At 59.4% G+C, this 20,290-nt stretch carries 20 protein-coding genes; 15 read left to right on the top strand and 5 right to left on the bottom strand.

Annotated elements, in window-relative coordinates:
- Window positions 1–78: 78 nt before the first annotated feature.
- The 3 genes from holC to ACQUTI_RS21730 all read left to right on the top strand — a co-directional run bounded on the left by holC (window position 79) and on the right by ACQUTI_RS21730 (window position 4,000).
- Entirely contained in the window at window positions 79–522 is a 444-nt protein-coding gene (holC, locus tag ACQUTI_RS21740) for a DNA polymerase III subunit chi (RefSeq protein ID WP_004206530.1), read from the top strand.
- The gene (locus ACQUTI_RS21735) at window positions 522–3,377 is read left to right on the top strand and encodes a valine--tRNA ligase (RefSeq protein WP_017900564.1); all 2,856 of its coding nucleotides are present in this window, start codon (window positions 522–524) and stop codon (window positions 3,375–3,377) included. Before holC ends, ACQUTI_RS21735 begins: the two co-directional genes overlap by 1 nt.
- A 119-nt stretch (window positions 3,378–3,496) precedes the next feature.
- Window positions 3,497–4,000, top strand: coding sequence for a GNAT family N-acetyltransferase (locus ACQUTI_RS21730; protein ID WP_017900565.1), 504 nt, complete (start codon window positions 3,497–3,499; stop codon window positions 3,998–4,000).
- Window positions 4,001–4,280: 280 nt separating this feature from the next.
- On the opposite strand, the gene miaE is transcribed toward ACQUTI_RS21730, so the two are convergent.
- Both miaE and rraB read right to left on the bottom strand, forming a co-directional pair.
- Complete coding sequence (gene miaE, locus ACQUTI_RS21725) at window positions 4,281–5,045, bottom strand: tRNA isopentenyl-2-thiomethyl-A-37 hydroxylase MiaE (RefSeq protein ID WP_043519333.1); 765 nt, start codon at window positions 5,043–5,045, stop codon at window positions 4,281–4,283.
- 58 nt (window positions 5,046–5,103) lie between these two features.
- Window positions 5,104–5,526 (bottom strand): ribonuclease E inhibitor RraB, encoded by a 423-nt coding sequence (rraB, locus tag ACQUTI_RS21720; protein ID WP_004206524.1) that lies wholly within the window; start codon window positions 5,524–5,526, stop codon window positions 5,104–5,106.
- A 98-nt stretch (window positions 5,527–5,624) separates the two neighbouring features.
- On the opposite strand from rraB, the gene argL reads away from it, so the two are divergent.
- Window positions 5,625–5,720 carry a putative translational regulatory protein ArgL gene (argL, locus tag ACQUTI_RS21715; RefSeq protein ID WP_370743245.1) on the top strand — a complete coding sequence of 32 codons (96 nt, stop codon included), beginning with the start codon at window positions 5,625–5,627 and terminating at the stop codon, window positions 5,718–5,720.
- Complete coding sequence (gene argF / locus ACQUTI_RS21710) at window positions 5,690–6,694, top strand: ornithine carbamoyltransferase (protein ID WP_043519330.1); 1,005 nt, start codon at window positions 5,690–5,692, stop codon at window positions 6,692–6,694. Before argL ends, argF begins: the two co-directional genes overlap by 31 nt.
- Before the next feature lie 69 nt (window positions 6,695–6,763).
- On the opposite strand, the gene ACQUTI_RS21705 is transcribed toward argF, so the two are convergent.
- Entirely contained in the window at window positions 6,764–7,216 is a 453-nt protein-coding gene (locus tag ACQUTI_RS21705; RefSeq protein WP_017900567.1) for a YhcH/YjgK/YiaL family protein, read from the bottom strand.
- A gap of 194 nt (window positions 7,217–7,410) precedes the next feature.
- Between ACQUTI_RS21705 and ACQUTI_RS21700 the strand changes: the two genes are divergently transcribed.
- From ACQUTI_RS21700 to ridA, 5 genes are all read left to right on the top strand, one after another.
- Entirely contained in the window at window positions 7,411–7,515 is a 105-nt protein-coding gene (locus tag ACQUTI_RS21700; protein WP_002886930.1) for a pyrBI operon leader peptide, read from the top strand.
- The gene (locus tag ACQUTI_RS21695; protein WP_227650304.1) at window positions 7,490–7,549 is read left to right on the top strand and encodes a pyrBI operon leader peptide; all 60 of its coding nucleotides are present in this window, start codon (window positions 7,490–7,492) and stop codon (window positions 7,547–7,549) included. Before ACQUTI_RS21700 ends, ACQUTI_RS21695 begins: the two co-directional genes overlap by 26 nt.
- Before the next feature lie 2 nt (window positions 7,550–7,551).
- Window positions 7,552–8,487 carry an aspartate carbamoyltransferase gene (gene pyrB / locus ACQUTI_RS21690; protein ID WP_004206522.1) on the top strand — a complete coding sequence of 312 codons (936 nt, stop codon included), beginning with the start codon at window positions 7,552–7,554 and terminating at the stop codon, window positions 8,485–8,487.
- 14 nt (window positions 8,488–8,501) lie between these two features.
- Window positions 8,502–8,963, top strand: a complete 462-nt coding sequence (gene pyrI, locus ACQUTI_RS21685) for an aspartate carbamoyltransferase regulatory subunit (RefSeq protein WP_002886927.1) — start codon at window positions 8,502–8,504, stop codon at window positions 8,961–8,963.
- A 152-nt stretch (window positions 8,964–9,115) separates the two neighbouring features.
- Window positions 9,116–9,502 (top strand): 2-iminobutanoate/2-iminopropanoate deaminase, encoded by a 387-nt coding sequence (gene ridA / locus ACQUTI_RS21680; RefSeq protein WP_002886926.1) that lies wholly within the window; start codon window positions 9,116–9,118, stop codon window positions 9,500–9,502.
- A 73-nt stretch (window positions 9,503–9,575) separates the two neighbouring features.
- Here the strand turns inward: ridA and mgtA are convergent, their stop codons facing one another.
- Together mgtA and mgtL are read right to left on the bottom strand one after the other, a co-directional pair.
- The gene (gene mgtA / locus ACQUTI_RS21675; protein ID WP_004206521.1) at window positions 9,576–12,284 is read right to left on the bottom strand and encodes a magnesium-translocating P-type ATPase; all 2,709 of its coding nucleotides are present in this window, start codon (window positions 12,282–12,284) and stop codon (window positions 9,576–9,578) included.
- A gap of 145 nt (window positions 12,285–12,429) precedes the next feature.
- Window positions 12,430–12,483 (bottom strand): mgtA regulatory leader peptide MgtL, encoded by a 54-nt coding sequence (gene mgtL / locus ACQUTI_RS21670; RefSeq protein WP_219340445.1) that lies wholly within the window; start codon window positions 12,481–12,483, stop codon window positions 12,430–12,432.
- Window positions 12,484–12,661: 178 nt separating this feature from the next.
- On the opposite strand from mgtL, the gene treR reads away from it, so the two are divergent.
- The 5 genes from treR (at window position 12,662) to nrdG (ending at window position 20,289) form a co-directional block, all read left to right on the top strand.
- Complete coding sequence (gene treR / locus ACQUTI_RS21665) at window positions 12,662–13,609, top strand: trehalose operon repressor TreR (protein ID WP_004206520.1); 948 nt, start codon at window positions 12,662–12,664, stop codon at window positions 13,607–13,609.
- A gap of 131 nt (window positions 13,610–13,740) precedes the next feature.
- Window positions 13,741–15,159 carry a PTS trehalose transporter subunit IIBC gene (gene treB, locus ACQUTI_RS21660; RefSeq protein WP_017900568.1) on the top strand — a complete coding sequence of 473 codons (1,419 nt, stop codon included), beginning with the start codon at window positions 13,741–13,743 and terminating at the stop codon, window positions 15,157–15,159.
- Window positions 15,160–15,210: 51 nt separating this feature from the next.
- Window positions 15,211–16,866, top strand: coding sequence for an alpha,alpha-phosphotrehalase (treC, locus tag ACQUTI_RS21655; RefSeq protein WP_049003742.1), 1,656 nt, complete (start codon window positions 15,211–15,213; stop codon window positions 16,864–16,866).
- 385 nt (window positions 16,867–17,251) lie between these two features.
- Window positions 17,252–19,390, top strand: coding sequence for an anaerobic ribonucleoside-triphosphate reductase (nrdD, locus tag ACQUTI_RS21650; RefSeq protein ID WP_428923363.1), 2,139 nt, complete (start codon window positions 17,252–17,254; stop codon window positions 19,388–19,390).
- 434 nt (window positions 19,391–19,824) lie between these two features.
- Window positions 19,825–20,289 carry an anaerobic ribonucleoside-triphosphate reductase-activating protein gene (gene nrdG, locus ACQUTI_RS21645; RefSeq protein ID WP_032456904.1) on the top strand — a complete coding sequence of 155 codons (465 nt, stop codon included), beginning with the start codon at window positions 19,825–19,827 and terminating at the stop codon, window positions 20,287–20,289.
- Window position 20,290: the final 1 nt, after the last annotated feature.

Below are 20,290 nucleotides of genomic sequence, written 5' to 3'. Positions count from 1 at the left end.
GAAAGATGCCGTTTGTAGGCCGGGTAAGCGTAGCGCCACCCGGCTTTGCATTTAAATCCACGACAAGAAGCCCCATATATGAAGAATGCAACGTTCTACCTTCTGGACAACGAAGACACCGTCGACGGCCTGAGCGCCGTCGAGCAGCTGGTGTGTGACATTGCCGCAGAACGTTGGCGCAACGGCAAGCGCGTCCTGATCGCCTGTGAAGATGAGCAGCAGGCGATTCGTCTCGATGAGGCGCTGTGGTCGCGGCCGCCGGAGAGCTTTGTGCCGCACAATCTGGCGGGCGAAGGCCCGCGAGGCGGCGCGCCGGTGGAGATTGCCTGGCCGCAAAAGCGCAACAGCAGCCCGCGGGATATTCTGATCAGCCTGCGGCTTAACTTTGCAGATTTTGCCACCGCTTTCACAGAAGTGATAGACTTTGTCCCTTACGAAGAAAATCTGAAACAACTGGCGCGCGAACGCTATAAGGCGTACCGCATGGCTGGTTTCAACCTGAACACGGCAACCTGGAAATAATGGAAAAGACATACAACCCACAAGATATCGAACAGCCGCTTTACGAGCACTGGGAAAAGCAGGGCTATTTCAAACCGAATGGTGATGAAAGCCAGGAGAGCTTCTGCATCATGATCCCGCCGCCGAACGTCACCGGCAGTTTGCATATGGGTCATGCCTTCCAGCAAACCATCATGGATACCATGATTCGCTACCAGCGCATGCAGGGCAAAAACACCCTGTGGCAGGCGGGGACCGACCACGCGGGTATCGCTACCCAGATGGTGGTTGAGCGTAAGATTGCCGCTGAAGAAGGGAAAACCCGCCACGACTACGGCCGCGACGCCTTCATCGACAAAATCTGGCAGTGGAAAGCGGAATCCGGCGGCACCATTACCCGTCAGATGCGCCGTCTCGGCAACTCCGTGGACTGGGAGCGCGAGCGCTTCACCATGGACGAGGGGCTTTCCAATGCCGTGAAAGAAGTCTTTGTTCGCCTGTACAAAGAAGATCTGATCTACCGCGGTAAACGCCTGGTTAACTGGGACCCGAAACTGCGCACTGCCATTTCCGACCTCGAAGTGGAAAACCGCGAATCGAAAGGTTCGATGTGGCACATCCGCTACCCGCTGGCCGATGGCGCGAAAACCGCTGACGGTAAAGACTACCTGGTGGTCGCCACTACCCGTCCGGAAACCCTGCTGGGCGATACCGGCGTGGCCGTTAACCCGGAAGATCCGCGCTACAAAGATCTGATTGGCAAATTCGTGGTGCTGCCGCTGGTAAACCGCCGCATCCCGATCGTGGGCGACGAACACGCCGACATGGAGAAAGGCACCGGCTGCGTGAAGATCACCCCGGCGCACGACTTTAACGACTACGAAGTGGGTCGTCGTCACCAGCTGCCGATGATCAACATCCTGACCTTTGACGGCGACATCCGCGAAAGCGCGGAAGTGTACGACACCAAAGGCAATGAATCTGACGTCTACTCCAGCGAGATCCCGGCGGAGTTCCAGAAACTGGAACGCTTCGCGGCGCGTAAAGCCGTCGTTGCGGCGGTTGACGCCCTCGGCCTGCTGGAAGAGATCAAACCGCACGACCTGACCGTCCCTTACGGCGACCGCGGCGGCGTGGTTATCGAACCGATGCTGACCGACCAGTGGTACGTGCGCGCGGACGTGCTGGCCAAGCCGGCGGTGGAAGCCGTTGAAAACGGCGACATCCAGTTCGTGCCGAAGCAGTACGAAAACATGTACTTCTCCTGGATGCGCGATATTCAGGACTGGTGTATCTCCCGTCAGCTGTGGTGGGGTCACCGCATTCCGGCATGGTATGACAACGACGGCAATGTCTACGTGGGCCGTAGCGAAGACGAAGTGCGTCAGGAAAACAACCTGAGCGCCGACGTTGCGCTGCGTCAGGACGAAGACGTTCTCGATACCTGGTTCTCCTCCGCGCTGTGGACCTTTTCCACCCTCGGCTGGCCGGAAAACACCGACGCCCTGCGTCAGTTCCACCCAACCAGCGTGATGGTGTCCGGCTTCGACATCATCTTCTTCTGGATCGCCCGCATGATCATGATGACCATGCACTTCATCAAAGATGAAAACGGTAAACCGCAGGTTCCGTTTAAGACCGTCTACATGACCGGTCTGATCCGCGATGACGAAGGCCAGAAGATGTCCAAATCCAAGGGTAACGTTATCGACCCGCTGGATATGGTTGACGGCATCACCCTGCCGGAGCTGCTGGAGAAACGTACCGGCAACATGATGCAGCCGCAGCTGGCGGAGAAAATCCGTAAGCGCACCGAGAAACAGTTCCCGAACGGCATCGAGCCGCACGGCACCGACGCTCTGCGCTTTACCCTGGCGGCGCTGGCCTCTACCGGCCGCGACATCAACTGGGATATGAAGCGTCTGGAAGGTTACCGTAACTTCTGTAACAAGCTGTGGAACGCCAGCCGCTTCGTGCTGATGAACACTGAAGATCAGGATTGCGGCTTCAACGGCGGCGAGATGGTGCTCTCCCTGGCCGACCGCTGGATCCTTGCGGAATTCAACCACACCGTCAAAGCGTATCGCGAAGCGCTGGATAACTTCCGCTTCGATATCGCCGCCGGCATCCTGTATGAGTTCACCTGGAACCAGTTCTGCGACTGGTACCTGGAACTGACCAAGCCGGTCATGAACGGCGGCAGCGAAGCGGAGCTGCGCGGCACTCGCCATACGCTGGTGACTGTGCTGGAAGGTCTGCTGCGCCTGGCGCATCCGATCATTCCGTTCATCACCGAGACCATCTGGCAGCGCGTGAAGGTCATCTGCGGGATCACCGCCGACACCATCATGCTGCAGCCGTTCCCGCAGTACGATGCCTCTCAGGTGGACGACGCGGCGCTGGCCGACACCGAATGGCTGAAGCAGGCGATCGTCGCCGTGCGTAACATCCGTGCGGAAATGAACATCGCTCCGGGCAAACCGCTGGAACTGCTGCTGCGCGGCTGCAGCAAAGAGGCCGAGCGTCGCGTGAACGACAACCGCAGCTTCCTGCTGAATCTGGCGCGTCTGGAAAGCATTACCGTGCTGCCTGCCGAGGATAAAGGTCCGGTCTCGGTGACCAAGATCGTCGACGGCGCCGAACTGCTGATCCCGATGGCGGGCCTCATCAACAAAGAAGATGAGCTGGCGCGTCTGGCGAAAGAAGTGGCCAAAATCGAAGGTGAAATTGGCCGCATCGAAAGCAAGCTGGCCAACGAAGGCTTTGTCGCCCGAGCGCCGGAAGCGGTGATCGCCAAAGAGCGCGAGAAGCTGGAAGGCTACGCGGAAGCGAAAGCGAAGCTGATTGAACAGCAGGCAGTGATCGCCGCGCTGTAACCCTCCCGCCCCTTGCCACCCGGCAAGGGGCGTTTTTATGAAACATCCTCGCTTGCGCTCTCCCCTGCCGCGATGTTATTAACATCATCATTCGTCTTTTTTGGGTAATGAGTCATTGTATGAATACGAGCGTCCCCGCGGCGACGTTGCTGCGTCGCATTACGGCGGCAGACAATCCCGCCATCGCCAGGGTCATCCGTCAGGTCTCCGCTGAATACGGCCTGACCGCCGATAAAGGCTATACGGTCGCCGACCCGAATCTCGATGAGCTGTATGAGCTGTACAGCCAGCCGGGCTCCGCCTACTGGGTGGTGGAGAAAGAGGGAGAAGTGGTGGGCGGCGGAGGCGTCGCGCCGCTCGCCTGCAGCGAGCCGGATATCTGCGAGCTGCAGAAAATGTATTTTATGACCAGCGCCCGCGGCCAGGGGCTGGCGAAGAAGCTGGCGCTGTTGGCGCTGGACTACGCCCGCGAGCAGGGCTTTAAACGCTGCTATCTGGAAACCACCGCCTTCCTGACGGAGGCGATCGGCTTATATGAGCATCTTGGCTTCGAACATATTGACGGTCCGCTGGGCTGCACCGGCCACGTGGACTGCGAAGTGCGGATGTTGAAAACGCTGTAGCGCCTCGATATCGCAGGCGTCCCCGGTAGCGCTACGCTTACCGGGGCTACAGTTCGGTAGCCCGGCTAAGCGCAGCGCTACCGGGGTATGTCCCGGATGGCACTGCTGGCACCTTACCCGTGCTCGCGGTGCCGTTTTTTTGTCGGGTGGCGGCTAACGCCTTACCCAACCTACTGCCCGTACTATTGCGAGCTGAAGCTCTCAACGCTATCTCTCCCCATGACTACTGAAACTGCCGGTATTAGTGGCTACCGGGGCTACAGGGGCCGAATAGCGTGGGCTACGCCGCCGCCGGCACGCCGCTGTGAAAGCGGAACTCGGCCTCCGGACGGAGGATCAGCGCCGCTTCCGCCTCGCCGAGCTGGCGTACCCGCTCGCTGATATCTTCTCCGGCAATCTTCTGCGCCAGATCCAGGTAGTCCTGATAGTGACGCGCTTCCGAGCGCAGCAGCGACAGATAGAACTTCTGCAGATCGTCGTCCAGCCACGGCGCCAGCGCCGCAAAGCGCTCGCAGGAGCGGGCCTCGATATAGGCGCCGCAGATGAGCTTATCGATCAGCATCACCGGCTCATGTGAGCGCACTTCGCGCCGCAGGCCGCGGGCATAGTTGCTGGCGGTGATTTTGACATAGGGGATATCGCGCGCCAGCATCATCTCCCGCACTTGCCAGAAGTGATGCAGCTCCTCTTTAATCAGCAAAATCATGCTGTCCAGCAGCTGACGGCCCCATGGGTCGTCGGTCTGCGGCATGGCGCTTTTGTTGATCCGCTTATGCAGAGCGACAAAATCCGGCTCCGGCCCCCGGCGGTAGGTGAAGTCTTCATACGGCTTCAGGCAGTCCAGAAGCTCATCGGCGTCGGCTTTATCCGCGACGTAGCGACGCACCAGCAGCATGGCGTTCTGCGCCGCTTTCAGTTCGCACACCATATGGTCGGTCAGCAGCAGCGGCAGGTTTTCCGGCTTGCGGGCTTCGTCAATCCACGCCTGCGGCGTCGGGCAGTGCAGGAAGTTGATAATCGGGGAGAGTATCTGCGGGTAATCCATGGAAGTTCCTTGCTATACGGCGGCTGGCGCCGCCGTATCCATCTACAACATCTGCGACTTAGTGACGAACGCCATCGTCGTCTTCATCGACAAAATCTTCGTCATCATCGCCGTCTTCTTCGCCGTTGGGGTCCTCATAGTAGGTGCCCCACCCGTCATACTCGACGTCAAATTTTTCTGCCAGCGTCATCAGCTGTTCCACCTGGGCATCGATCAGTTCTGCGTTCAGGGCGCATTCGCTCAGAATATCGCAGCAGATGACCACTTCACCCTCTTCCACTTCCAGCTCTTCGGGCTCGGTTACTTCGTAGCCCAGCTTAAAGGCTTCCACCGCCACTTTCTCCAGGGTTTCGAAATCGTCTGCAGAGAGGTGATGCTCAATCGTGTACAGTGCGTCCGGATCGCTGCCATCCTCCAGCAGCTCTTCGATAATCAGACGCGTCTCTTCACGCTGTTCTTCCAGGTGTTCCGGGTTTGCCATGGCTCGTTCCTCATAATGTGCGGCAGTTATCCCTATTGTCACATACCGCCGTCATTGCCTCCACTTCTCAGTGAAAGATTTCGATCACAGACTTGCAAATGAATATTCATACATATAAATTGAATTTTAATTCAATTAGTGGCCTATGCCAGGTGAGGGAACCATGTCTGAGTTTTACCAGAAGCATTTTTTAAAGTTACTCGATTTTACGCCTGCAGAAATCACCGCCCTGCTCGAGCTGGCGGCAAAGCTGAAAGCCGATAAGAAAAACGGTATCGAAGTCCAGAAACTGGCAGGGAAAAACATCGCGCTCATCTTCGAAAAAGACTCAACCCGTACACGATGCTCTTTCGAAGTTGCCGCATACGATCAGGGCGCCCGCGTGACCTACCTGGGGCCCAGCGGCAGCCAGATTGGCCATAAAGAGTCGATCAAGGACACCGCCCGTGTGCTCGGACGGATGTACGACGGCATTCAGTATCGCGGCCACGGCCAGGAAGTGGTGGAGACCCTGGCGCAATATGCCGGCGTGCCGGTATGGAACGGCCTCACCAACGAGTACCACCCTACCCAGCTGCTGGCGGACCTGCTGACCATGAAAGAGCACCTGCCGGGCAAAGCCTTTAACCAGATGACGCTGGTCTACGCCGGCGACGCGCGCAACAACATGGGCAATTCGATGCTGGAAGCCGCCGCGTTGACCGGTCTGGATCTGCGCCTGGTGGCGCCATCGGCCTGCTGGCCGGAGGCCGCGCTGGTGGAAACCTGTACCGCGTTGGCGAAACAGCAGGGCGGCAACATCACCCTGACGGAAGATATCGCCGCGGGGGTGAAAGGCGCCGATTTTATCTATACCGACGTCTGGGTCTCAATGGGCGAGGCGAAGGAAAAATGGGCCGAACGTATCGCCCTGCTGCGCGACTATCAGGTTAACAGCGCGATGCTGGCGCTGACCGGCAATCCGCAGGTCAAGTTCCTCCACTGCCTGCCGGCGTTCCATGACGACCAGACCACGCTGGGCAAACAGATGGCGGCCGATTACGGCCTGCACGGCGGCATGGAAGTGACTGACGAGGTGTTTGAGTCGGCGGCAAGCGTGGTCTTTGACCAGGCGGAAAACCGGATGCACACCATCAAAGCGGTGATGGTGGCGACGCTGAGCAAATAGTCCTTCGCTCGCCGTCAAATCCCGGATCGCTCGGCGCGTATCCGGGATACCGCCCGTCAGGGCGCTGCGTTACGCCATCAGCATCTTCACCACCGCTTTGCGCACCTTCGCCGGCGCGCCCACGGCGCACAGCGGTTTATGCACTTCCCCGGGATAAAACACCACAAAGTCCCCTTCGTTAAGGATCACCGTTTGCTCCTGCGTCCCCTCCGCCAGGAAAGCGATGTCTTTCTCCGCCAGCCAGTCGGTCTGCGGCTCTCCTGCCGGCAAGGTGCTGAAGGTCATCCCCTCGCTGCCGCGGAGCACAATCTGGATATCGAGATAGCGGGTATGATATTCCGCGCGGCGTGCGGCCTGCGGCTCGGTGGTGTCTTCGGAAATCAGATAAAACAGGTTGTCGCCGTCGATATCGTGTTTACCCAGCGGCGTCGCCTCGCTGACATGGGCGATAACGTGTTCGATAGCCTCGCGCAGCGCGGCCGGCAGCCACGGCTGCAGATGGTGGATATTGCCAATAATCATCGCTTACCTCAAATATAAAACAACATTTCATTTTTGCGTTTTATACCCCCATCGCCGCTGCCATACCAGTACAGTTTCATGGTTCTTTGCGCTGGCGCACTTTTCTGCAGGCAAACGATTACCTGATTGTGAATGAATCGCTTGATCGTCATAACGGTCTGCGTATAATGCCAGTCGTTTTGCCGGGAGGAAGCATGGCCAATTGCGTACGACATTCTGTCTTAGCGCGTCTCAATGCAGACGCTGGCCTGCCGTTTTTCTTTCCGTTGCTCATTGGATTCCCGAAGCCCCTTATTTAAGGGGCTTTTTTTTTGCCCAGGCGTCAGGAGATAAGCATGGCTAACCCGCTATATCAAAAACATATCATTTCCATAAACGATCTCAGCCGCGAAGACCTCGAACTGGTGCTGGCGACGGCGGCAAAGCTGAAAGCCAATCCACAACCCGAGCTGCTGAAGCATAAGGTTATCGCCAGCTGTTTCTTTGAAGCCTCGACCCGCACCCGCCTCTCTTTTGAAACCTCGATGCACCGCCTGGGGGCCAGCGTGGTCGGCTTTTCCGACAGCGCCAACACTTCGCTGGGCAAAAAAGGGGAAACGCTGGCGGATACCATCTCCGTCATCAGCACCTACGTTGATGCCATCGTGATGCGTCATCCGCAGGAGGGCGCGGCCCGTCTGGCGACCGAATTCTCCGGCGGCGTGCCGGTACTGAACGCCGGCGACGGCGCTAACCAGCACCCGACCCAAACCCTGCTCGACCTGTTCACCATTCAGGAGACCCAGGGCCGCCTCGAAAACCTCAACGTGGCGATGGTCGGCGATCTGAAGTATGGCCGTACCGTCCACTCCCTGACCCAGGCGCTGGCCAAGTTCAGCGGCAACCGCTTCTACTTCATCGCCCCGGACGCGCTGGCCATGCCGCAATACATCCTCGATATGCTGGATGAAAAAGGTATCGCCTGGAGCCTGCATAGCGCCATCGACGACGTAATGGCGGAAGTGGATATTCTGTACATGACCCGCGTGCAGAAAGAACGTCTGGATCCGTCGGAATATGCCAACGTCAAAGCGCAGTTCGTCCTGCGCGCCGCCGACCTTGAAGGGGCGCGCGCTAACATGAAGGTGCTGCACCCGCTGCCGCGCATTGACGAAATCACCACCGATGTCGATAAAACGCCGCACGCCTGGTACTTCCAGCAGGCCGGTAACGGCATCTTCGCCCGCCAGGCGTTACTGGCACTGGTACTGAATAGCGAGCTGGCTCTGTAAGGGGGAAATGAGAGATGACACACGACAATAAACTGCAGGTAGAAGCGATCAAACGCGGCACCGTGATCGACCACATCCCGGCGCAGGTCGGCTTTAAGCTGCTCACCCTGTTCAAACTGACCGAAACCGACCAGCGCATCACCATCGGCCTGAACCTGCCCTCCGGCGAGATGGGCCGCAAAGACTTGATTAAAATCGAGAACACCTTCCTGACCGACGAGCAGGTTAACCAGCTGTCGTTATACGCCCCGCAGGCGACGGTAAACCGCATTGATGATTACGAAGTGGTGGGCAAATCCCGCCCGAGCCTGCCGGATCGTATCGACAGCGTGCTGGTCTGCCCGAACAGCAACTGTATCAGCCACGCCGAACCGGTTTCTTCCAGTTTTGCAGTGAAAAAGCGCGCTGATGACATCGCACTCAAATGTAAATACTGCGAAAAAGAGTTTTCTCATTATGTGGTGCTGGCCAACTAAATGCGGTTGGTATTGGTGGTAGGCCTCCCTATAATGGCTACCACCCTACGCTTCGTCCTTCAGGCGGCGTCTGCGCCGGCGATACAGCGCTTATCGCCTGGCGGCAACCTGAATGATTTTGCGTAACATTACTCAGTTCATCTGGAGATAACATGAGCAAAACTATTGCGACGGAAAATGCACCAGCAGCGATTGGCCCATACGTTCAGGGCGTTGACCTCGGCAGCATGATCATCACCTCTGGCCAAATCCCGGTCGACCCGAAAACCGGCAGCGTTCCGGAAGACGTGTCCGCACAGGCGCGCCAGTCGCTGAACAACGTGAAAGCGATCGTTGAAGCCGCTGGCCTCACCGTCGGCGATATCGTCAAGACCACCGTTTTCGTCAAAGACCTCAACGATTTCGCTACCGTTAACGCCACTTACGAAGCGTTCTTCACCGAGCACAACGCCACCTTCCCGGCGCGCTCCTGCGTTGAAGTGGCGCGTCTGCCGAAAGATGTGAAGATCGAGATCGAAGCCATCGCCGTGCGTCGCTGATCGCTAACCTCGGCATGAAAAAAGGCAGCCCGCAGGCTGCCTTTTTTACGTGGGTCATCCGTAAACCTTCCCCTCATTGCCAGCCGTAGCGGCGGCTGTAGAAGCCTTTGACGGTTTGGGTCAGCACCATATAGCCCGCCAGGATCGCCACCAGCCACGGGAAGTAGCTCAGCGGCAGAGCCTGCAGCTGCAGATAGCCCGCCAGCGGCGAGAACGGCAGCGCGATCCCCACCGCCATCACCACCAGGGTCATGGCGAACAGCGGCCAGGCGGCGCGGCTCTGGACGAAGGGAATGCGCCGGGTGCGGATCATGTGCACAATCAGCGTTTGCGACAGCAGCCCCTCGATAAACCAGCCGGACTGGAACAGGGTCTGCATCTCCACGGTATTGGCGTGGAACACCCACCACATCAGGCCGAAGGTGAGGATATCGAAAATCGAGCTGATCGGGCCGAAGAAGACCATAAAGCGCCCGAGATCGGCCGGGTTCCAGCGCTGCGGTTTGCGGATCTGTTCATCATCGACGTTATCGAACGGGATCGCCACCTGGGAGACATCGTACAGCAGGTTTTGAATCAACAGGTGCAGCGGCAGCATCGGCAGAAACGGCAGGAAGGCGCTGGCCACCAGCACGCTGAAGACGTTGCCGAAGTTGGAGCTGGCGGTCATTTTGATGTACTTGAGCATGTTGGCGAAGGTGCGGCGGCCTTCGATCACCCCCTCCTCCAGCACCATCAGGCTCTTCTCCAGCAGAATGATATCCGCCGCCTCGCGGGCAATATCCACCGCGCCGTCGACCGAGATGCCGATGTCCGCCGCGCGCAGCGCCGGGGCGTCGTTGATGCCGTCGCCCATAAAGCCCACCACGTGGCCTTCGCGTTTCAGCAGCGTCACGATACGCTCCTTATGCAGCGGCGCCAGGCGGGCGAAGAGCGTGGTGCGTTTCGCCAGCGCCGCCAGCTCGTCGTCGCTCATCGCTTCAATCTGGCTGCCAATCACCACTTCGCCAGCATCCAGCCCCACTTCATGGCACACCTTGGCCGCCACCAGCTCGCTGTCGCCGGTGAGGATCTTCACCGTGATGCCGCTGGCTTTTAATGCTTTCAGCGCCGGAGCGGTGGTCTCTTTCGGCGGATCGAGGAAGGCGATGTAGCCTTCCAGGATCAGGTCCGACTCATCGGCGCGCTGGTAGTCGCCTTCGCGGGCCGGCAGATATTTGGTCGCCACCGCCACCACCCGCAGCCCCTGCCGGTTGAGGGTGTCGGTCACCCGGCGAATGCGGCGCAGCATGGTGTCGTCCAGCGGCACGATATCGCCGTTGTAGCGCACCTGGGTTGAGACGTTGAGGATCTCCTGCAGCGCCCCTTTGCAGATCAGCTGATGCGCGTCGTCCTGCTCTTTCACCACCACCGACATGCGGCGGCGTTCGAAGTCGAAGGGGATCTCATCTACCTTCTGCCAGCGCGCCGCCAGCCCGCGGGCGGCCTCCAGCTCAACGCCCTCCAGCACCGCGGTGTCGAGCAGGTTTTTCAGGCCGGTCTGGTAGTGGCTGTTGAGCCAGGCGGCATGCAGTACCCGCTCGCTGACCTTGCCGGAGACGTCGGTATGGTTCTCCAGCACGATTTTATCCTGGGTCAGGGTGCCGGTTTTATCGGTGCAGAGGATGTCCATCGCGCCAAAATTCTGAATGGCGTCGAGGTGTTTGACGATCACCTTTTGTTTTGACAGCTTCACCGCCCCGCGCGCCAGCGTCGAGGTGACGATCATCGGCAGCATCTCCGGCGTCAGGCCGACCGCCACCGACAGCGCGAACAGCGCCGCCTCCCACCAGTCGCCTTTGGTGTAGCCATTGATCAGCAGCACCACCGGGGCCATCACCAGCATAAAGCGGATCAGCAACATGCTCACCCGACTGATGCCTTTCTGGAAGGCGTTCGGTTCGCTCTCCTGCTCGCTGACGCGGCCGGCCAGTTGACCAAACCAGGTGTGGCCGCCGGTGGCGAAAACGATGGCCTGCGCCGAGCCGCTCACCACGTTGGTGCCCATAAAGCACAGGGTGTCGCACTCCAGCGGGTTCTGCTGCAGCGGATCGCGGCTGCGGGCCACTTTCTCCACCGGCAGCGATTCGCCGGTCAGCGAGGCCTGGGCGACGAACAGGTCCCGCGCCTGCAGGATACGCAGGTCGGCCGGGATCATGTCTCCCGCCGACAGCCTGATGATGTCGCCCGGCACCAGCTGGTCGATAGGCAGTTCCAGCCAGCGGCTCTCCCCCTGCTCGTTGACCACCCGCAGCACGGTGGCGGTATTGCTCACCATCGCCTTCAGCGCATCCGCCGCTTTGGTCGAGCGCGCCTCCTGGATGAAGTTGAGCAGCGTCGAGATCCCCACCATCAGGGCGATAACCCCGGCGGCGAACAGATCCTCGGTGGAATAGGAGACGATGCCGAGCACCGTCAACAGCAGATTGAACGGGTTGCGGTAGCAGGTCCACAGATGCACCCACCACGGCGAGGGCTTCTGCGCCGGGATCTGGTTGTCACCGTGTTTGAGGATTTTCGCCGCCACTTCGCCTTCATTGAGCCCTTCAGGGTGGCTGTCAAAGGCGCGCCAGATCTCCTGGTCGTCCATCGCCGCCACGTCCAGGCACTGTTTGCCCAGCGACTCAGGAATGGGGCCGCTCGCCAGATGGCGGGCGTCCGGCAGCGGATCGCGCTGGACTAAACGGCGTGGCAGATGGCGGCTAAGCTGTGCGAACAGCTGCCGGGTATAATTTTTCAGCATAAACAGTCCCTCCGCGCTCGCCAAAGCGAACGCAGCGTTGCCGACGGGCGTAGCAAAACCTACCTGTCAGGCATGTTATTTTTATGGCAGGGACATCAAGGACGTCACTGCTTTACGCTTTCCGGTAAAGCAGTGTTAAACAGGCTTACCGGAAAGAAAGGTTGCTCCATCGAGGATGAGGAGTGGGATCGGGGTCCATAACTATCTCCGGTAAGTGAATATAAACGGCGCGGATTATAGCGCCCTCGTTAAGGATTGTGTGGCAATAATGGCGATGATAAACCCGCGCAACTAAACCGAACGTAAACCAGACTTTGCTCATTGCGGTTTGGTTGAGTAGCATTATGCTCACTTCTACCCCCTGACGAGAATTCCGCATGCAGAACCGGCTGACCATCAAAGATATCGCGCGCTTAAGCGGCGTAGGGAAATCAACGGTATCCCGCGTCCTCAACAACGAGAGCGGGGTCAGCGAACGGACCCGCGAGCGCGTCGAAGCGGTGATGCAGCAGCACGGTTTCTCGCCCTCTCGTTCCGCCCGCGCCATGCGCGGCCAGAGCGATAAAGTGGTGGCGATTATCGTCACCCGTCTCGATTCGCTGTCGGAAAACCTCGCCGTGCAGACCATGCTGCCCGCCTTTTATGAGCAGGGTTACGACCCGATTATGATGGAGAGTCAGTTCTCCCCGGGGCTGGTGGAGGAGCATCTCGGCATGCTCGCCCGGCGTAATATTGACGGCGTGGTACTGTTCGGTTTTACCGGCATCGACGAGGCGATGCTCGCCCCCTGGCGCGACACCCTGGTGCTGATGGCCCGCGACGCCCCCGGCTTCGCCTCGGTGTGCTATGACGACGAGGGGGCCATCACGCTGCTGATGCAGCGGCTCTACGAACGCGGACATCGCCACATCAGCTTCCTTGGCGTACCGCACAGCGACGTCACCACCGGCGAACGCCGACATCTCGCCTACCTCGCCTTCTGTAAAAAGCATCGTCTGACGCCCACCGCCGCCCTGCCGGGGCTGGGCATGAAGCAGGGGTATGACACCGTCGCCAGCGTGTTGACGGCCGAGACCAGCGCCCTGGTCTGCGCCACCGATACCCTCGCCCTCGGCGCCAGCAAATATCTCCAGCAGCAGGGCCGCGATGCGCTGCAGCTCGCCAGCGTCGGCAGCACGCCGCTGATGAAGTTTCTCCACCCGGAAATATTGACCGTCGATCCGGGCTATGCCGAGTCCGGACGCCGGGCCGCCCGGCAGTTGATCGAGCAGATCGCCGGCAGCGTCGATCCCCGCCAGATCGTCATTCCCGCCGCCCTGAATTAATCTCGTTCGGGCGATTTATGTGATCGTCGCCGGGTTTCGGGAACGTTCCCATTTTGCAAATCAAGCGGAACGGTTAGGATGCCCTCAAGGTAAAAACGGCATCTCTCCCCCTCTGTTTTTGAGGCTTCATCATGAGCAAAGTAAACCAGCAGGACATCGATAAACTGATCGAACTGGTGGGCGGGCGCGGCAATATCGCCACCGTCAGCCACTGTATTACCCGTTTGCGCTTTGTGCTGAACGACCCGGCCATCGCCAGACCAAAAGAGATTGAGCAGCTGCGCATGGTGAAGGGATGCTTCACTAACGCCGGCCAGTTCCAGGTGGTCATCGGCACCGAGGTGGGCGATTACTACAAGGCCCTGCTGGCGACCACTGGCCAGACTTCCGCCGATAAAGAGCAGGTCAAACAGGCCGCGCGGCAAAATATGAAGTGGCATGAACAGCTGATTTCGCACTTCGCCGAGATCTTCTTCCCCCTGCTGCCGGCGCTGATCAGCGGCGGTCTGATCCTCGGTTTCCGCAACGTCATCGGCGACTTACCCATGAGCAATGGCCAGACGCTGGCCCAGATGCACCCGTCGCTGAAAACCATCTATGACTTCCTGTGGCTGATTGGCGAGGCGATCTTCTTCTATCTGCCGGTGGGGATCTGCTGGTCGGCGGTGAAGAAGATGGGCGGTACGCCGATCCTCGGGATCGTCCTTGGCGTCACCCTCGTCTCCCCGCAGCTGATGAATGCCTATCTCCTCGGCCAGCAGGTGCCGGAGGTGTGGAACTTCGGCCTGTTTACCATTGCTAAAGTCGGCTACCAGGCGCAGGTGATCCCGGCCCTGCTGGCAGGCCTGACCTTAGGCTTTATCGAGACGCGCCTCAAGCGCATTGTGCCGGACTACCTCTACCTGGTCATTGTGCCGGTCTGCTCGCTGATCCTGGCGGTATTCCTCGCGCACGCCATTATCGGTCCGTTCGGCCGCCTGATCGGCGACGGCGTGGCCTTCGCGGTGCGCCATCTGTTAACCGGCAGCTTCGCGCCGATCGGCGCCGCGCTGTTTGGCTTCCTCTACGCGCCGCTGGTGATAACCGGTGTCCACCAGACCACCCTCGCCATCGATATGCAGATGATCCAGAGCATGGGCGGTACCCCGGTGTGGCCGCTGATTGCGCTGTCCAACATTGCCCAGGCGTCGGCGGTGGTCGGCATCATCATCGCCAGCCGCAAGCAGAATGAACGTGAAATATCGGTGCCGGCGGCGATCTCCGCCTATCTCGGGGTCACCGAGCCGGCAATGTACGGTATCAACCTGAAGTACCGCTTCCCGATGCTGTGCGCAATGATCGGCTCTGGCCTCGCCGGCCTGCTGTGCGGCCTGAACGGCGTGCTGGCGAACGGCATCGGCGTCGGCGGCCTGCCGGGGATCCTCTCCATCCAGCCTACCTACTGGCAGGTGTACGCCATGGCGATGGCCATCGCGGTGGTGGTGCCGATTATCCTCACCACCGTGGTGTATCAGCGCAAGTACCGTCAGGGCACCTTGCAGATTGTCTAACTTCTTCTTTCGGGGCGCCTTTGGCGCCCCTCGTTGCAGCAGGAAAGTACTATGAATCAACTCCCCCACTGGTGGCAAAACGGCGTTATTTATCAAATCTATCCGAAGAGTTTTCAGGATACCACCGGCAGCGGTACCGGCGACCTGCGCGGCGTCACCTCCCGCCTCGACTATCTGCAAAAGCTTGGGGTAGACGCCATCTGGCTGACGCCGTTCTACGTCTCTCCGCAGGTGGATAACGGCTACGACGTGGCGAACTACACCGCCATCGATCCCTCCTACGGCACGATGGCCGACTTTGACGCCCTGGTGGCGGAGGCGAAGGCCCGCGGGATCCGCATCGTGCTGGATATGGTGCTGAACCATACCTCGACCGAACACGAATGGTTCCGTCAGTCGCTGAATAAGGAAAGCCCCTACCGTCAGTTCTATATCTGGCGCGATGGCGAACCGGACGCCCTGCCGAACAACTGGCGCTCCAAGTTTGGCGGCAACGCCTGGCAGTGGCACGCCGACAGCGGGCAGTATTATCTGCACCTGTTCGCCATTGAGCAGGCGGATCTCAACTGGGAGAATCCGGCGGTGCGCGCCGAGCTGAAAAAGGTCTGCGAATTCTGGGCTGACCGCGGCGTCGACGGTCTGCGCCTCGACGTGGTCAACCTGATCTCAAAAGACCAGACCTTTCCCTGCGATCTGGACGGGGATGGCCGCCGCTTCTATACCGACGGCCCGCGGGTGCATGAGTTCCTGCAGGAGATGAGCCGCGATGTCTTCACCCCGCGTCATCTGATGACCGTCGGCGAGATGTCTTCCACCTCGCTGGAACACTGCCAGCAGTACGCCGCGCTGGACGGCCGCGAGCTGTCGATGACCTTTAACTTCCACCATTTAAAAGTCGATTATCCCGGAGGGGAGAAGTGGACCCTCGCCCGCCCGGACTATGTGGCGCTGAAGGCGCTGTTCCGCCACTGGCAGCAGGGGATGCACAACCGGGCATGGAACGCGCTGTTCTGGTGTAACCACGATCAGCCGCGCATCGTCTCGCGCTTTGGCGACGAAGGCGCGTACCGGGTGCCGGCGGCGAAGATGCTGGCGATGGTGCTGCACGGCATGCAGGGCACGCCCTATATTTACCAGGGCGAAGAGATCGGCATGACCAATCCGCACTTCAACAGCATTAGCGATTACCGTGACGTCGAAAGCCACAACATGTTTATCGAACGTGCGGCGCAGGGGCAAAGCCCGGACGAACTGCTGGCGATCCTTGCCAGCAAGTCGCGCGACAACAGCCGCACGCCGATGCCGTGGCACGCCGGCGAGAACGGTGGCTTCAGCGACGGCGAACCGTGGATCGGCCTTGGCGATAACTACCGGGAGATCAACGTCGAGGCGGCGCTGGCGGACCCCGATTCGGTGTTTTATGCCTATCAGCAGCTGATTACGCTGCGTAAAACCCTGCCGCTGCTGACCTGGGGCGATTATCAGGATCTCCTGCCTGACCATCCGTCGCTGTGGTGTTATCGCCGTCAGTGGCAGGGACAAACGCTGGTGGTCGCCGCCAACCTGAGCCGCGACCTGCAGACCTGGCAGCCAGAGGAGGCCCCAGGCGACTGGAAGATGATTATCAGCAACTATGCCGAGACCACGCCCCGCCCGACCGGGCTGACGCTGCGGCCGTTCGAAGCGGTATGGTGGCTGCAGGCGTAAGGTATCCCCTGCCCTCCCGAGATGAGGATGTCATGCCTGGCGCCGGTGGCGAACGCCAGGCATTTTTGCTTATTTTCCAGCCAGATAAATTTACATTTATCGCCAGCGCCCATCATCCGTACTCTCACCTTTTTACCTTGTTCTGGGTCAATAAAATCGCAAACATCTTTGATGCAAATCACTACATATAGAACTTAAAATGCGTCCCGGCCCTACATGTTGTATTAATCGTCTATTATGTCACCATATCTTATCGATGTCTGGCGGTGATGAGATGTGGATAAAACGGGCCGGATCTGAAGGCAAACAGCACGAGCCGTAGCGCGCAGCGCCTTCGGGATAACCTCCGCCTCTGTGGATAACCTGTTCTATATATGGAGTGATCATGACACCGCATGTGATGAAACGTGATGGCTGTAAAGTGCCGTTCAAGTCAGAGCGCATTCAGGAAGCAATTCTGCGTGCAGCTAAAGCAGCGGGAGTCGATGACGCAGACTATTGCGCCACCGTCGCAGAAGTCGTTAGCCAACAAATGCAGGGCCGCGCCCAGGTCGACATCAATGAGATCCAGACCGCGGTGGAAAACCAGCTGATGTCCGGCCCCTATAAGCAGCTGGCGCGCGCCTACATTGAGTATCGCCATGACCGCGATAGCCAGCGTGAGAAGCGCGGCCGCCTCAATCAGGAGATCCGCGGTCTCGTCGAGCAGACCAACTCCGCGCTGCTCAACGAAAACGCCAACAAGGACAGTAAAGTCATCCCGACCCAGCGCGACCTGCTGGCCGGTATCGTCGCCAAGCACTACGCCCGGCAGCACCTGCTGCCTCACGATGTGGTGATGGCCCACGAACGCGGCATGATCCACTATCATGACCTCGATTACTCGCCCTTCTTCCCCATGTTTAACTGCATGCTGATCGACCTGAAAGGCATGCTGACCCAGGGCTTTAAGATGGGCAACGCGGAGATCGAGCCGCCGAAGTCTATCTCTACCGCCACCGCGGTGACAGCGCAGATCATCGCCCAGGTCGCCAGCCATATTTACGGCGGCACCACCATTAACCGCATCGATGAAGTGCTGGCGCCGTTCGTCAGCGAAAGCTTTAACAAGCATCGCAAAATCGCCGAAGAGTGGCAGATCCCGGATGCCGAAGGCTATGCCCGCGCCCGTACCGAAAAAGAGTGCTACGACGCCTTCCAGTCGCTGGAGTATGAGGTTAACACGCTGCATACCGCCAACGGCCAGACGCCGTTCGTCACCTTCGGGTTCGGCCTCGGCACCAGCTGGGAATCGCGGCTGATCCAGCAGTCGATTCTGCGTAACCGCATTGCCGGCCTCGGTAAAAACCGTAAGACCGCGGTGTTCCCGAAACTGGTGTTCGCGATCCGTGACGGCCTGAACCATAAGTTCGGCGATCCGAACTACGACATCAAACAGCTGGCGCTGGAGTGCGCCAGCAAGCGCATGTACCCGGATATCCTCAACTACGACCAGGTGGTGAAGGTTACCGGGTCGTTTAAAACGCCGATGGGCTGCCGCAGCTTCCTCGGGGTGTGGGAAAACGAGAACGGCGAGCAGGTGCACGATGGGCGCAATAACCTCGGCGTTATCAGCCTCAACCTGCCGCGCATCGCCCTGGAAGCGAAAGGCGACGAAGCCGCCTTCTGGGCGCTGCTGGACGAGCGCCTGCAGCTGGCGCGCAAAGCGCTGATGACCCGTATTGCCCGCCTGGAAGGGGTAAAAGCGCGCGTGGCGCCGATCCTCTATATGGAAGGGGCCTGCGGCGTGCGACTGAAAGCCGACGACGACGTCTCCGAGATTTTCAAAAACGGCCGGGCGTCGATTTCGCTGGGCTATATCGGTATCCATGAAACCATCAATGCGCTGTACGGCAATCAGCACATGTACGACAGCGAGGCGCTGCGCGAGAAGGGTGTGGCCATCGTCCAGCGCCTGCGCGACGCCGTCGATTTGTGGAAGGAAGAGACCGGCTACGGCTTTAGCTTGTACAGCACGCCGAGCGAAAACCTGTGCGATCGCTTCTGCCGTCTCGATACCGCCGAGTTTGGCGTGGTGGAAGGGGTGACCGACAAAGGTTACTACACCAACAGCTTCCACCTCGACGTGGAGAAGAAGGTCAACCCGTACGACAAGATCGATTTTGAAGCGCCGTATCCGCCGCTGGCCAACGGGGGCTTCATTTGCTACGGCGAATACCCGAACATCCAGCACAACCTGAAGGCGCTGGAGTACGTGTGGGATTACAGCTATCAGCATGTGCCGTATTACGGAACCAATACGCCGATCGATGAATGCTACGAGTGTGGTTTCACCGGCGAGTTCGAGTGCACCAGCAAGGGTTTTACCTGCCCGAAATGCGGTAACCACGACGCCTCCCGCGTTTCCGTTACCCGCCGGGTGTGCGGCTACCTCGGTAGCCCGGACGCGCGTCCGTTCAACGCCGGCAAGCAGGAAGAAGTGAAGCGCCGCGTGAAGCACCTGGGCAATGGGCAGATCGGTTAAAGAACAATGCGCTTTTCCCGGATAGCGGCGCGCAGCGCCTTATCCGGGCTACCACTCCTGCGCAGAGTTCTCACCCTCACCCTACCCCTCTCCCTCAAGGGAGAGGGAATCGTTCGAGCACGCCGTTGAGCCCGGCGCGGATTTTCCCCCTCTCCCCATGGGAGAGGGCCGGGGTGAGGGCATCAGCCCCTGGTAGCCCGGCCGAGCGCAGCGACGCCGGGAAATGGCCGCACTCCTCCGTTTTCGCAAAGCAAATAACGTCAGAGCAAGGCGGCAAACGAAGGGATCCCAGACAGCCAGGTGGGTTTCCTCAAATCAGTTGGCGTTGTAGCAAGGCGGCAAACGAGTAAGTCCCGGGGAGCTTACTGGAGTAAGTGACCCGGGCGAGCGAGCGCAGCCAACGCCGCTGCAGCGGCAAATGAGAAGAGGAAACAATGAATTACCATCAGTACTACCCGGTAGATATTGTCAACGGCCCCGGCACCCGCTGCACCCTGTTTGTCTCCGGCTGCGTCCACGAGTGCCCAGGCTGCTACAACAAAAGCACCTGGAGGGTGAATTCCGGCATGCCCTTCACGACCGAGATGGCCGACCGCATCATCGCCGACCTCAACGACACCCGCATCAAGCGCCAGGGGATTTCGCTCTCCGGCGGCGATCCGCTGCATCCGCAAAACATCGCGGAGATCTTAAAGCTGGTTCAGCGCGTGCGCGCCGAATGCCCCGGCAAAGATATCTGGGTCTGGACCGGCTATAAGCTGGAAGAGCTGAATGAGGCGCAGATGCAGGTGGTGAACCTGATCAACGTGCTGGTCGACGGTAAGTTTGTGCAGGATTTAAAAGACCCGGCGCTGATCTGGCGCGGCAGCAGCAACCAGGTCGTGCATCATTTGCGATAGC

This window comes from Klebsiella sp. 7-CIP_Kleb. (assembly GCF_050378655.1).
Lineage (GTDB): Bacteria > Pseudomonadota > Gammaproteobacteria > Enterobacterales > Enterobacteriaceae > Klebsiella > Klebsiella quasipneumoniae.
Note: the sequence above shows the minus strand (reverse complement) of the source record. Positions and strands in the feature narration are given on the sequence as shown.